The sequence below is a fragment of the Bradyrhizobium sediminis genome, from assembly GCF_018736105.1.
Classification (GTDB): domain Bacteria; phylum Pseudomonadota; class Alphaproteobacteria; order Rhizobiales; family Xanthobacteraceae; genus Bradyrhizobium.
In genome coordinates this window covers 1580093-1592990 of the sequence record NZ_CP076135.1, presented here as the reverse complement: position 1 = coordinate 1592990, position 12898 = coordinate 1580093, and the positions used below count along the sequence as shown (strand labels likewise).

At 65.6% G+C, this 12898-nt stretch carries 12 protein-coding genes; 10 read left to right on the top strand and 2 right to left on the bottom strand.

The features are described 5' to 3' along the window. Positions 1-119: 119 nt before the first annotated feature. On the top strand, positions 120-431 hold the full coding sequence (locus KMZ68_RS07685; RefSeq protein ID WP_215615203.1) for a DUF1905 domain-containing protein: 312 nt from the start codon (positions 120-122) through the stop codon (positions 429-431). On the opposite strand, the gene KMZ68_RS07680 is transcribed toward KMZ68_RS07685, so the two are convergent. Continuing rightward, positions 409-1620, bottom strand: coding sequence for an A/G-specific adenine glycosylase (locus KMZ68_RS07680; RefSeq protein ID WP_215615202.1), 1212 nt, complete (start codon positions 1618-1620; stop codon positions 409-411). The genes KMZ68_RS07685 and KMZ68_RS07680 overlap by 23 nt on opposite strands. A gap of 205 nt (positions 1621-1825) precedes the next feature. On the opposite strand from KMZ68_RS07680, the gene KMZ68_RS07675 reads away from it, so the two are divergent. The 9 genes from KMZ68_RS07675 (at position 1826) to KMZ68_RS07635 (ending at position 12291) form a co-directional block, all read left to right on the top strand. Then, positions 1826-2314: a DUF721 domain-containing protein gene (locus KMZ68_RS07675; RefSeq protein ID WP_215603168.1), complete on the top strand. Its 489-nt coding sequence runs from the start codon at positions 1826-1828 to the stop codon at positions 2312-2314. A gap of 115 nt (positions 2315-2429) precedes the next feature. Next, positions 2430-3086, top strand: a complete 657-nt coding sequence (locus KMZ68_RS07670) for a DsbA family protein (protein ID WP_215603169.1) — start codon at positions 2430-2432, stop codon at positions 3084-3086. 261 nt (positions 3087-3347) lie between these two features. After that, on the top strand, positions 3348-6812 hold the full coding sequence (gene smc / locus KMZ68_RS07665) for a chromosome segregation protein SMC (RefSeq protein WP_215615201.1): 3465 nt from the start codon (positions 3348-3350) through the stop codon (positions 6810-6812). Positions 6813-6971: 159 nt separating this feature from the next. After that, positions 6972-7964: a small ribosomal subunit Rsm22 family protein gene (locus tag KMZ68_RS07660; protein ID WP_215615200.1), complete on the top strand. Its 993-nt coding sequence runs from the start codon at positions 6972-6974 to the stop codon at positions 7962-7964. Positions 7965-8036: 72 nt separating this feature from the next. Continuing rightward, positions 8037-8417: a COG4315 family predicted lipoprotein gene (locus KMZ68_RS07655; protein WP_215615199.1), complete on the top strand. Its 381-nt coding sequence runs from the start codon at positions 8037-8039 to the stop codon at positions 8415-8417. A gap of 204 nt (positions 8418-8621) precedes the next feature. After that, a complete protein-coding gene (locus tag KMZ68_RS07650) occupies positions 8622-9182 on the top strand; it encodes a LemA family protein (protein ID WP_215603172.1) in 561 nt (186 codons plus the stop codon). A gap of 144 nt (positions 9183-9326) precedes the next feature. After that, entirely contained in the window at positions 9327-10529 is a 1203-nt protein-coding gene (locus KMZ68_RS07645; RefSeq protein WP_215615198.1) for a M48 family metallopeptidase, read from the top strand. A 285-nt stretch (positions 10530-10814) separates the two neighbouring features. Beyond that, positions 10815-11564, top strand: a complete 750-nt coding sequence (locus KMZ68_RS07640) for a hypothetical protein (protein WP_215615197.1) — start codon at positions 10815-10817, stop codon at positions 11562-11564. 58 nt (positions 11565-11622) lie between these two features. Further along, positions 11623-12291 carry a hypothetical protein gene (locus KMZ68_RS07635; RefSeq protein ID WP_215615196.1) on the top strand — a complete coding sequence of 223 codons (669 nt, stop codon included), beginning with the start codon at positions 11623-11625 and terminating at the stop codon, positions 12289-12291. A 44-nt stretch (positions 12292-12335) separates the two neighbouring features. Here the strand turns inward: KMZ68_RS07635 and KMZ68_RS07630 are convergent, their stop codons facing one another. After that, entirely contained in the window at positions 12336-12875 is a 540-nt protein-coding gene (locus KMZ68_RS07630; protein WP_215603176.1) for an adenine phosphoribosyltransferase, read from the bottom strand. Positions 12876-12898 lie beyond the last annotated feature (23 nt).

Below are 12898 nucleotides of genomic sequence, written 5' to 3'. Positions count from 1 at the left end.
TTGGCTCCGTCCTAACGCGGGCCTGCTGACAGCATGGTGTCAGCAGGATGCACTCTCGGGTTCGAACCTCGCCTTGTGATCCGTGCCGATGCCGGCCTATCGTTGCGGCCATGGGAAAAATGCCGGCACCAACACCGCATCGATACAAGAGCCGAAGCAAGGTCTGGCTCTATGATGGACCAGGCGGCTGGCATTTCGTCACGCTGTCCGGCAAGCAATCAAGCGAGATCGCCTTTCTCGCAGCACATTCCAAGAGCGCGTGGGGCTCGATCCGTGTGATCGCGACGGTCGGCCGAACGAGTTGGAAAACGTCGATCTTCCCGGACAAGAAATGCGGGGCCTACCTCCTCCCTCTCAAGGCCGCGGTCCGGATCAAGGAGAAAATCGCGACGGGCGATACCGTCGCGGTTACGATCGAACTCCAGACCTAGCACCGCCCCGATGATTGCGATCCGCGTGCGGCGATCGATCGCCCAACCCATGCGCGATTACCTTGCGCATGACATTGGGCAGCGCCTCGTCGTCCAGCGTCGCAACCGGCACCCAGCGCATGCCCGCAGGTGCCCGGGCGCGCGCCGGCGCATGTGCGGTGTAGACCGCCAGTTCCAGCGGAAAATGCGTGAAGACATGGGTGACCACCCCCGCCTTGCGATGCCAGCGCGCGATGCCTTTCAGCTCGGGCGCCTGCTTCAGCGCCGCTTTGTCGTCCTGCGCGGCGCGCCAGTCCGAGCCCGGCACTTCGGTCATGCCGCCGAGCAGGCCTTTTTCGGGGCGGGTGCGGACCAGCAGCCGATCGCCGCGCAGGACGACGAAGGCCGCGCCCCGGCGCAGCGCCCCGGCCTTCTTCGGCGCCTTGCGCGGAAAGCTCTCCTGATCGCCGCGCACACGCGCCGCGCAGTCGTCGTTCAGTGGGCATAATGCGCAGGCCGGCTTCTTCGGCGTGCAGATCGAGGAACCGAGATCCATCAGCGCCTGCGCGCTATCCCCGGCGCGAGAATTCTCGTCGCCGGCGCGAGAATCCTCGTCGCCCGCGCGAGCCTCCATTTCGTTCGCACCAAGCAGCGTCGCCGCCAATTGCTGAATCAGCGGCTTGGCCTGCGGCAGCGGCTCCTCGACCGCGAACAGCCGCGACACCACCCGCTCGATATTGCCGTCGACCGGCATGGTCCTGCGGCCGAAGGCGATCGCCGATATCGCCGCCGCGGTGTAGGGCCCGATCCCCGGCAGCGATTGCAGGCCTTGTTCGGTATCGGGAAACGCGCCGCCATGGTCGCGCAGCACCTTGACCGCGCAGGCGTGCAGATTGCGCGCGCGGGAATAATAGCCGAGCCCGGCCCACATCCGCAGCACCTCGTCGAGCGACGCGCTTCCGAGCGCCGCGATATCGGGCCAGCGCGCCAGGAATTTCTCGAAATACGGCCCGACGGTCTTGACGCCGGTCTGCTGCAGCATGATTTCCGACAGCCAGACGGAATAGGGATCGGCGCACTCGCCCGCCGGCGGGCGCCACGGCAGCCGGCGGCGATGGCGGTCGTACCATGCGAGCAGCCGCGCGGGACGGCCGGCTGCCTCGGGAGCGACTTCGCGACGTCTTGTTTTGGCAATTGCACGAGAATTCATGAAGCCGACTGTAGTGCGGGGGCGCCAATCTCTCCACGTCATGCCCGCGCTTGTCGCGGGCATCCACGTTTTTCTTTACGTGCCAATCCAATCCCAAGGACGTGGATGGCCGGGACATCTAGCGCGAAGATGGGCTTCGCGCTTTTGCCCGGCCATGACGGCTGTGGTTCCGTTCACACAGCGCGAAGCGGTGATATAAGACCCCATGGCACGCCTATCAAAACCCGGTCCGATCAGCGCCAAGCCGTTGTCCGTCCTGCTCAGCGACGTGTTTTCCGACGCCTACGCCAAGCAGGGGTTTGCGGCGCGCGAACTGGTGACGCGCTGGTCGGAAATCGCCGGCCCCGAGGTCGCGGCCCATTCCGAGCCCTTGAAAATCCAATGGCCGCGGCCGGTGGAGGGACAGCCGCAGGAACCGGCGACGCTGGTGCTGCGCGTGGAGGGCCCGATGGCGCTGGAAATCCAGCATACCTCCGACGTCATCCTGCAGCGGGTCAATCGCTTCTTCGGCTGGAGCGCGGTGGGGCGGCTGGCGCTGCGGCAGGCGCCGTTGTCGCGCCGGGACCGGCCCAGGCCCCCCCGCGCCCCGGACCCCGCGTCGGTGGCGAAAGTCGCGGAAACCCTGGCTTCGGTCGAGGACGAGGAATTGCGGGCCGCACTGGCGCGGCTCGGCGCGTCGATCAAGCGAAATTGAGCCTCTGGTCCGGTCCGGGAATCGCGGCGTGCCATTGCCACAATTGTGGTTTCAAGCTAGCGAACACCTTCCTTTGGTTCTTCGGGCGTGAACGCGCCAATCCGGGAGCAAACCGTTGATCATTACGCGCCGCGCCTTCACCACCGCCCTGTCGCTGACCGGGCTCAGCCTCGTCGCCGGGCTTTCGCCGTTGCACCTGATCAGCGACGCGATGGCGCAAAGCGCCTCGGACGTCGCCAAGCCGCAATCGCTGCCGGACATGGTGCTCGGCCCCGCCACCTCCCCGGTGACGATCACCGAATATGCCTCGATGACCTGTGGGCATTGCGCGAATTTCAACGAAACCGTGTTCCCGAAGATCAAGTCGGAATTCATCGACACCGGCAAGATCCGCTACGTGTTCCGTGAATTTCCGCTCGACATCAAGGCCGCGGCGGGCTCGATGCTGGCGCGCTGCATCGCCAATGGCGACTCCGGAAAATACTTCGCCGTCGTCGACATGCTGTTCAAGCAGCAGAACGATTGGGTGATGAAGAACACCGCCGAAACCCTGACCCGGATCGGCAAGCAGGCCGGGCTCAGCCAGCAGGCGGTCGAGACCTGCCTCAAGGACCAGGCGCTGCTCGACAAGATCGCCGCCGACCAGAAATTCGCCAGCGAGGTGCTGAAGGTCAATTCGACGCCGACCTTCTTCATCAACGGCGAAATGCTCAAGGGCGGGACCTCGTTCGAGGAATTCGACAAGCGGATCAAGTCGCTGCTGAAGAGCTGACTCTTGCGCTACCGCGAGCCACGACCTATCTGGGCTCGCATACCCCCTGCAAAAGCCGCTAACCCGCTGCAAAACCCGCTGTAAAACCCGCTGTAAAACCCTTGGGAAAAGCCCCGGGCGGCGGTTGCCCAAAGGCCCCGGCCTCGCCATTGTTGCGGGGCATAAGAGCCGCAAAAGGCGACTCGCCCACACACCGACATTGCCTTCTATGGTATTGTCACGGCAGGGAGATTCGCGCCCTGCCAACAGAGAATCGCGTCCATGAAACTGACCCGCCTCCGCCTCCACGGTTTCAAGTCGTTCGTCGAACCCACCGACTTCGTGATCGAATCCGGCCTCACCGGCGTGGTCGGACCGAACGGCTGCGGCAAATCGAATCTGGTCGAGGCGCTGCGCTGGGCGATGGGCGAGACCTCGCACAAGTCGCTGCGCGCCGCCGACATGGACGCGGTGATCTTCGCCGGTTCCGGCAACCGTCCGGCGCGCAACCACGCCGAAGTGGTGATGACGATCGACAACACCGATCGCTCGGCGCCCGCGGCCATCAACGACCGCGAGATCCTGGAAGTCTCGCGCCGCATCGAGCGCGAGGCGGGCTCGGTCTATCGCATCAACGGCCGCGACGTCCGTGCCCGCGATGTTCAAATTTTGTTTGCCGACGCCGCTACCGGCGCGCGTTCGCCGGCGCTGGTTCACCAGGGCAAGATCGGCGAAATCATCCAGGCCAAGCCCGAACAGCGCCGCCGGGTGCTGGAGGACGCCGCCGGCGTCGCCGGGCTGCACGCCCGCCGCCACGAGGCCGAATTGCGCCTCAAGGCCGCGGAAACCAACCTCACCCGCGTCGAGGATGTGGTCGGACAGCTGGCCGGCCAGATGGACGGCCTGAAGAAGCAGGCCCGGCAGGCGATCCGCTACCGCGAGGTCGCGGCCAAGGTGCGCAAGGCCGAGGCCATGCTGTTCCATTTGCGCTGGCTCGACGCCAATGCCGGGGTCGCCGAAGCCTCCCAGACCCACGATCTCAGCGTCCGCGAGATGGCCGAGCGGACCCGCGAACAGGCCGAAGCGGCCCGTATCCAGGCGATCCGCGCCTCCGAACTGCCAGCGCTGCGCGAGGGCGAAGCCCGCGCCGCGGCCGGGCTGCAGCGGCTCACCAATGCCCGCGAGCAGCTCGACCGCGAGGAAGAGCGCGCGAAGGAACGCGTCGCCGAACTCGACCGCCGGCTGACGCAGTTTTCGGCCGACATCGCCCGCGAACAACAGCAGACCTCCGACGCGGAAGTGGCGTTGCAGCGGCTCGATGCCGAAGACTCCGAATTGAAGGAAGAGATCAAGTCGCGCGTCGAAAAGCGCAGCGGCGTCGATGAACGGGTATCCGAGGCCGAAGCGACGCTGGCCGCGGCCGAACGGCTGTTCGCCGAACTCACCACCGTGCTCGCCGACCTCACTGCCAGGCGCCATCAGCTCGAAGGCAACGTGCGGACCCATCGCGACCGGCTGGCGCGGCTGGACCAGGAGATCGCCAGCGTCGCGGGCGAGGAGCAGAAGCTCGCGCAGGAAACCAGCGGGCTCGGCGACCTCGCGGAACTCGCCGGCGTCATGGAGACCGCGCAGCAGAGCCTGGCGCAGTCCGAAGCCGCCGCCCAGGGCAGCGAGGCCGCCCATATCGCTGCGCGGCAGAAGCTGGAGGCTTCCCGCGCGCCGCTCAACGAGGCCGACAAGCGCGTGCAGCGGCTCGAGACCGAAGCCCGCACCATCTCGAAACTCGTCAACGGCGAGACCAAGAATCTGTGGCCGCCGATCATCGACGGCGTCACCGTCGCCAAGGGCTATGAAAAGGCGCTCGGCGCCGCGCTGGGCGATGATCTCGATGCGCCGGTCGATCCGTCGGCGCCGATGCGCTGGACCAATTCCGGGGTGACCGAAGGCGATCCGGCGCTGCCCGCGGGCGTCGAACCGCTCGCCGCCCATGTCGACGCGCCTTCCGAACTGACGCGCCGGCTCGCGCAGATCGGCGTCGTGCCGAAGGAACGCGGCGCGGAACTGGTGTCGCAACTGAAGACCGGCCAGCGGCTGGTGTCGCCGGAAGGCGACGTCTGGCGCTGGGACGGTTTCGTCGCCGCCGCCCACGCCCCGACCGGCGCCGCGCGGCGCCTCGCCGAGCGCGCGCGGCTGGTCGATATCGAGAACGAGCTCGAACAGGCCCGCGTCGACGCATCAGCCAAGCGTCAGGCCCTGGAAACCGCCGAAGCCGAGCTGAAGATGGCTTCATCGGCGGAAGCCGCCGCGCGCGAAGCCTGGCGTGCCGCGCAGCGCGAGGCCGATGCCGCACGCGAGCGCCATGCCGCCACCGAGCGCGAGATCAACCGCCACGCCGCGCGGAAGTCGGCGCTGACCGAAGCCCACAGCCGCCTCAATGCCGACCGAGCCGAGGCCGAGAGCGCGCATGAGAGCGCCAATGCGGCGCTCAACGAATTGCCGCCCAGCCTCGAGACCGAAACCAGGCTTGCAACGGTGCGCACCGAGATCGAGGGCCACCGCCGCATGGCGGCGCAGGTCCGGGCCGAGGCGCAGGCGCTGGCGCGCGAGGCGGAACTCGCCGACCGCCGCGTGCAGGCGATCCTTTCCGAACGCAACGAATGGCAGAACCGCAAAGCCAGCGCCGCCACCCACATCGCCACCATCGAAGCCCGCGTCACCGAGGTCACCGCCGAGCGCGCCGAACTCGACGACGCGCCGGCATTGTTCGCGGCAAAACGCCGTGCGCTGATCAGCGAGATCGAGCAGGCCGAGACCGCCCGCCGCGTCGCTGCGGACGCGTTGGCCGCCGCCGAGAGCCTGATGGCGGAAACCGACCGCGCCGCCAAGATTTCGCTGGAGGCGCTGTCGAGCGCGCGCGAGGCCTGCGCCCGCGCCGAAGAGCGCATGGAAGGCGCCAGGCGCCGCCTCGCCGATATCGAACGTGAAATCCACGACATGCTGGAAGTCGAGCCGCACGCCGTGGCCGGTCTCGCCGAGATCGAGCCGGGCGCGGAGTTGCCGCCGCTCCCCGAGATCGAGGAAAATCTCGAAAAGCTGCGCCGCGACCGCGAGCGGCTCGGGTCGGTCAATCTGCGCGCCGAGGAAGAGCTGCGCGAGGTCGAGGCCCAGCACACCGCGCTGACCACCGAGCGCGACGACCTCGTCGAAGCCATCAAGCGACTGCGCCAGGGCATCCAGAGCCTCAACCGCGAGGCGCGCGAACGGCTGTTGACCTCGTTCGAGACCGTCAACAACCATTTCAAGCGGCTGTTCGTGGAACTGTTCGGCGGCGGCGAAGCCGCCCTGCACCTGATCGAGAGCGACGATCCGCTCGAAGCCGGCCTCGAGATCATCGCCAAGCCGCCCGGCAAGAAGCCGCAGACGCTGTCGCTGTTGTCCGGCGGCGAGCAGGCGCTGACCGCGCTGGCGCTGATCTTCGCGGTGTTCCTCACCAACCCCTCGCCGATCTGCGTGCTGGACGAAGTCGACGCGCCGCTCGACGACCACAACGTGGAGCGGTTCTGCAACCTGTTGCACGAAATGACGTCATCGACCGAGACGCGCTTCATCATCATCACGCACAACCCGATCACGATGGCGCGGATGAACCGGCTGTTCGGCGTCACCATGGCCGAGCGCGGCGTGTCGCAGCTGGTCTCGGTCGGCCTCGACGACGCGGTCAAGATCCTCGACCAGAACGTGGCGTGACGCCCCTTCCCTTCTCCCCTTGTGGGAGAAGGTGATCCTCGCGAAGCGAGGATCGGATGAGGGGTCTCTATCCGCGGAGACAGACCCCTCACCCGTCACGAACGCGCTTCGCGCCTTCGTGCCACCCTCTCCCACAAGGGGAGAGGGAAAGAAGACGGAATGACCGCTCCCGACCTTCCAGCCGAACTGAAAGCCGCGCTCGACGCCAGGCTGCACGGGTTGTCGCGCACCGATGCCGCCGCACGCGCCGCCGTCATCTCGCGCACCTATCGCGACGGCGGCGGCTCCGGCGCGATCCGGACCGAGGCCGATGCGCTCGCCTATGCGCTGGCGCGGATGCCCGCGACCTACGCCGCGGTGACCGCCAGCCTGAACGCGCTGCGCGAGATCACGCCTCACTTCGCGCCAAAAAGCCTGCTCGATGTCGGCGCCGGGCCGGGTACGGCGAGCTGGGCCGCGGCGGAAGCGTTTCCGTCGCTGCAGAGTTTTTCCCTGCTCGATGCCAACCCTGTCTTGCGCGCGCTGGCGCTGGATCTTGGCCGCGGCAGCACCCGCCTGCGCGATCTGAATTACCAGCGCGGCGAGGCCCGCGCCGCGCTGGCGGAGGCCGAGGCGGCCGACCTCGTGGTGGCGAGCTACATGATCGGCGAAATCAGCGAGAGCGAACGCAGCGCGCTCGCCGTGCTGATGTGGGCAAAGACCCGCGATACGCTGCTGATCGTCGAGCCCGGCACGCCGGCAGGCTACGCGCGGATCATGACGCTGCGGAAACAACTGATCGCATCGGGCGCGCATGTCGCGGCGCCCTGCCCGCATGACGGCCAATGTCCGCTGCTGGCGCCGGACTGGTGTCACTTCACCCAGCGCCTGCCGCGATCGCGCGCGCATAAACAACTCAAATCCGCAGAACTTCCCTATGAGGACGAAAAATTTTCTTACCTGGCGCTGACGCGCGAGGCGGTCGCGCGGCACCCCGCCCGCGTGCTGGCGCAGCCTGACGTCACCAAGGTCGCCGTAACGGCAAAACTCTGCACCGATCGCGGCGTCATCAGCGCCATCGCGCCGCGCCGCGACAAGGCCGCCTATGCGCGCTTTCGAAAATACAATTGGGGCGACGCTGTCTTCGATGACGGCCCGCCCTCGGCGGAATAATCCGCACGCTCCGGCGTTTGTCTAAGCGACGCATCCGCGTCCTCAACACGCTTCATCAGGAGTAGGGCTGCAATGTCCAGGACATTCGCCGCAATGGCGGCTTTGACTTTCATTCTCGCATCATCGGCGGCATCGGCGCAGGCGCTGAAGACGGCCGACACGCCGAAGGGCAAGACGTTCGTCGACGCCAAGGGCATGACGCTGTACACTTTCGACAAGGACGCCGGCGGCAAGTCGATGTGCAACGGTCCCTGCGCCGAGAACTGGCCGCCGCTCGCGGCCGCCGACGACGCCAAGCCGACCGCCGACATGACCATCGTGGTCCGCGACGACGGCAAGAAGATGTGGGCCTACAAGGGCAAGCCGCTCTACACCTTCAAGAAGGACATGGCCGCCGGCGACACCAATGGCGACGGCTTCCTGAACGGCGCCTGGCACATGGCAAAGCCGTAACCGGGCAAATCGACCGCAATCGGCCCTGCTCATGGCAGGGAGGCGATGGCCGCCTCCCTGCCATGTGGCACAAAGCCGTCCCGGCGCTTGAACTTACCCCGCTCCCCAAGCGACCAACCCGGGCGGCCCCCTATCGGGGCCGCTGACGTGCGCCCATCTTTCATCTAGGCTGCGCGCCGGTCGTTTCATCAGGAGTCACGGGTCATGTCATCGGGCTGGATTGTTCTCGGCATTATCGTCATCATCGTCCTTTTCGCGCTCGGCGCGTATAACCGCCTGGTCGCGCTCAGCCAGCGCGTCGGCCAGTCCTTTGCCGACATCGACGTGCAGCTCAAGCAACGCCACGACCTGATCCCGAATCTGGTGGAAACCGTGAAGGGCTATGCCTCGCACGAGCGCGGCACGCTCGACGACGTGATCAAGGCCCGCAACAGCGCGATGGCGGCGCAGGGACCGGGACAGGTTGCGGCCGCCGAAAACCAGCTTAGCGGCGCGCTCGGCCGGCTGATCGCGCTGTCGGAGGCCTATCCGGACCTCAAGGCCAATGCCAACTTCCAGCAGCTGTCCGGCGAGCTGTCCGACCTCGAAAACAAGATCGCAGCCAGCCGCCGTTTCTTCAACAACGCGGTCCAGGAATACAACACCGGCATCCAGCAGCTGCCCGCGGCGCTGTTCGCCGGCATGTTCGGCTTCACCAAAAAGGAATTCTTCGATCTCGGCACCTCCAGGACCGAGGTCGAGGCGGTGCCGACGGTCAAGTTCTGAAGTGACAAGAATCTTTCCCCGTCATTCCGGAGCGTCGCAACGCGACGAACTACGATGTGCAATTGCACATCGGAGAATCTCGAGATTCCGGGTTCGATGCTGCGCATCGCCCCGGAATGACACTCTTTAGTGGAATAGCCGGCTATGGCCGCGTACGGTCTTTACACGCACATCGCGTCGAACAAGTTTCGTTCGATGCTGCTGCTCGCCGGGCTGTTCCTGCTGATCTACGTGCTGGTCTATGCCGGCGCGCTGGTCGCGGAAGTGCTGATCGACGGCAACCGGCCGGCCGACTACTACCTGATGGCCGCCTCGCGCGACCTGGTGAAGGCGTTTCCCTATGCGACGCTCGCCGCCGCGCTGTGGATCGTGATCGCCTATTTCTTCCACCAGAACATGATCGACGCCGTCACCGGCGGCGAGGACGTGACGCGGAAGCAGCAGCCCCGGCTCTATAATCTCCTGGAAAACCTCTGCATCTCCCGCGGCATCCCGATGCCGAAACTGAAGATCGTGGAAAGCGACGCGCTGAACGCGTTCGCGACCGGGCTCAACCGCCGGCAATATGCCGTCACCGTCACCACGGGACTGTTGAGGGCGCTGAACGACAAGGAAATCGAGGCCGTGCTCGGCCACGAGCTCACCCACATCCGCAACGGCGACGTGCAGCTGATGGTGGTCGCGGTGATCATCGCCGGCGTGGTCGGATTCTTCGGCGAGCTGTTCTTCCGGATGTTCACCAATCTGAGCTGGAACTCCTCGAGCGGATCGTCATCCTCATCGTCGTCCTCATCATCCTCGTCCTCCTCGGACAGCAACAGCAAGGGCGGCGGCGGCGCGGTCATCGTCATCATCATCGCGGTGGTGCTGATCCTGCTGGCCTGGCTGCTGTCGCAGGTGGTGAAGCTGGCGCTGTCGCGGTCGCGCGAGCTGCTCGCCGACGCCGGGTCGGTCGAACTGACCAAGAACCCCGACGCCATGATCTCGGCGCTGCGCAAGATCGAGAACCGGGGCGAGCTTCCCGGCGCTACCTCGGCGGTGATGGAATTGTGCATCGACAACCCGCGCGAGGGGTTCGCCGACCTGTTTGCCACCCATCCGTCCGTAGAATCCCGGGTGCAGGCGCTGGTGCAGTTCGCCGGTGGCCGCGATCCCGGTCCGCTGGCCGAGCCCTCGGACGCCGGGGAGGAACCGGAGGATCGGCCCGAAAATCCAGCCAACCGGGAAGGCCCGCCGCCGCTGCCATCCGGGCCCTGGAGCGATGCCAAGGACCCCGCCGCCGCCTCGCAAGGCGCATCGCCGCGTTCCTGGGCCAATCCGGCCGGTCCGTGGGGCCGCCGGCACTGACAGCCTGTTTCGCGTCCCTCGAAGCGGGCCGGTGGCCCGGTCCGAAACGGCCGCCCCTCAGGGATTAACGGCGCCGGCAGGATTTAACCCTAACGGCGGTCTAATGATTTGAATTCTCCCTTGTTTCTGCCATGTTCGCGCCCAAAGCAGGGTGGGACGTACCGATCGCTCCCGCGATCGGGCCATTGGGACACGATCCGGAGCCGGCAGCGGTTTTCCCGAACAGACGGCTTGGTTTGTTCTAGGATCAGGCCCCCAATGAAAAATGGCGCGTAAGGGCAGTTCATGACGAAGCCGGTAGTGATCGTGGTAGGTGCGGACAAGGGCGGGGTCGGCAAGACCACGGTGTCGCGGACCTTGCTGGACTATTTTTCCGCCAACAATGTCCTCACCCGGGCCTTCGATACCGAATCGCCGCGCGGCACGCTGAAGCGCTTCCACCCCGACATCACCGAAATCGTCGACATGACGACGACGTCGGACCAGATGAAGATCTTCGACACCCTGAACGCGGGCTCCTCGGTGACCGTGATCGACGTCCGCGCCGGCCTGCTGTCGCCGGCGCTGGCCTCGCTGCGCGACATCGGCTTTCTCGACGCCGCCAAGTCGGGCCAGATCACCTTTGCCGTGTTCCATATCCTGGGACCCTCGATCGCCTCGCTGGACGAGATCGCCGAAACCGCGAATTTCATGCAGGGCGCGAAATACTTCCTGGTGAAGAACTTCATCAACGACACCCAGTTCTTCCAGTGGGACCAGGCGACCTACAATTCCTATTTCCACCGCATCAAGGACGCCACCGAGCTCACCATCCCCAAGCTCAACGAAATGGCCTATGAGCAGGTCGAGGTCGCCTCGGTGCCGTTCCTCAAATTCGTCGCCAACAAGGGCACGCATGACGAGGCCGCGAACTATTCGTTCGTGCTGCGCGGCTATGTCCGCCACTGGCTGGCCAATGTCTGGAGCGAGTTCGACCGCATCAAGCTGACCGACCTGGTCGGCTCCGGCAAAGCCACCGCGCGCGGCGAAAAATAATTGCGCTTCCGATGCTATTTGGCTGGATTAGGCGCCGAATTCGCCTGATATAGCGCCAATGCACCGCACGGCCGTCTACATCATCTGCTCGCCCCGTCCGCTGGTCGGCAAGACGCTGATCGCGCGGCTACTGACCGAATACCTGCTGCTGAAGCACGGCGCGGTCGCGGCATTCGACATCAACCTGAAAGAGCCGTCGCTGCTGGAATTCCTTCCCGGGGTCACCGAGACCGCCGAGGTCGACGATACCTTCGGCAAGATGCAGCTGATGGACCGCCTGATCGTCAATGACGGCGTCGCCAAGGTGATCGACCTCGGTTTTCACGCCTTCGACGAGTTCTTCAAGATGACCGGGGAAATCGGCTTCATGAAGGAGGCCGCGCGGCGTGGCGTCTCGCCGGTCATCCTGTTCGTCGCCGATACCGACCGGGTCTCGGCCCGCGCCTTTCCGATATTGCAGCAGCAGATTCCGCCGACTGCGCTCGTGACCGTCGACAACGAGCACGTGGTGCGCGGCGAGCTGCCTGCAGCGATGGCCCAAGGCCGGGTGCTTCGCATCGCCGCGCTGCCGCCGTTCCTGAAGACCTATATCGACCGGCTGACGTTCTCGTTCACGCAGTACCTGCGCAACGAGAAGGATTCATCGACCGAACTGCATCAATGGATCCGAGAGAACTACTTCAGCTTCCGCGAACTCGAGCTGAACTTGTTGCTGCAGGGGTCTTGAAGCACACTTCTCCCTCGCCCGCTTGCAGAGCGAGGTAAGAACGCTCAATGGCCCTCGAACGCCATCAGCGTTCGCACCGGAACGTCCATCGCCCGCAGTTTCGCCGCACCGCCGAGATCGGGCAGGTCGATGATGAAGCAGGCGGCCACCACATCGGCGCCGATCTGGCGCAGCAGTTTGACGGCACCCTCCGCGGTGCCGCCGGTGGCGATCAGGTCGTCGACCAGGATCACCCGCTCGCCCGGCTTGATAGCGTCGGCGTGCATTTCCATTTCGTCGATGCCGTATTCCAGCGAATAGGCGATACGTACCGTGGTATGCGGCAGCTTGCCCTTCTTGCGGATCGGAACGAAACCGGCCGAGACCTGATGCGCCACCGCGCCGCCGAGGATGAAGCCGCGCGCCTCGATGCCGGCGACCTTGTCGATCTTCGAACCCGCCCAGGGATCCACCAATTGATCGACCGCGCGGCGGAAGGCGCGCGGCTCGCCGAGCAGCGTGGTGATGTCGCGAAACAGGATGCCCGGCTTCGGGTAATCCGGGATGGTGCGGACGGTGGCCTTCAAATCATGTTCAAAAGTCATCGGATTTTTCTTTCAACCTCTGT

Coding starts and splice junctions, on each gene's coding strand:
- KMZ68_RS07680 (WP_215615202.1), bottom strand. CDS start 1,620: ATGAATTCTCGTGCAATTGCCAAAACAAGACGTCGCGAAGTCGCTCCC.
- KMZ68_RS07660 (WP_215615200.1), top strand. CDS start 6,972: ATGACCGCTCCCGACCTTCCAGCCGAACTGAAAGCCGCGCTCGACGCC.
- KMZ68_RS07675 (WP_215603168.1), top strand. CDS start 1,826: ATGGCACGCCTATCAAAACCCGGTCCGATCAGCGCCAAGCCGTTGTCC.
- KMZ68_RS07640 (WP_215615197.1), top strand. CDS start 10,815: ATGACGAAGCCGGTAGTGATCGTGGTAGGTGCGGACAAGGGCGGGGTC.
- KMZ68_RS07630 (WP_215603176.1), bottom strand. CDS start 12,875: ATGACTTTTGAACATGATTTGAAGGCCACCGTCCGCACCATCCCGGAT.
- KMZ68_RS07645 (WP_215615198.1), top strand. CDS start 9,327: ATGGCCGCGTACGGTCTTTACACGCACATCGCGTCGAACAAGTTTCGT.
- KMZ68_RS07655 (WP_215615199.1), top strand. CDS start 8,037: ATGTCCAGGACATTCGCCGCAATGGCGGCTTTGACTTTCATTCTCGCA.
- smc (WP_215615201.1), top strand. CDS start 3,348: ATGAAACTGACCCGCCTCCGCCTCCACGGTTTCAAGTCGTTCGTCGAA.
- KMZ68_RS07685 (WP_215615203.1), top strand. CDS start 120: ATGCCGGCACCAACACCGCATCGATACAAGAGCCGAAGCAAGGTCTGG.
- KMZ68_RS07635 (WP_215615196.1), top strand. CDS start 11,623: ATGCACCGCACGGCCGTCTACATCATCTGCTCGCCCCGTCCGCTGGTC.
- KMZ68_RS07650 (WP_215603172.1), top strand. CDS start 8,622: ATGTCATCGGGCTGGATTGTTCTCGGCATTATCGTCATCATCGTCCTT.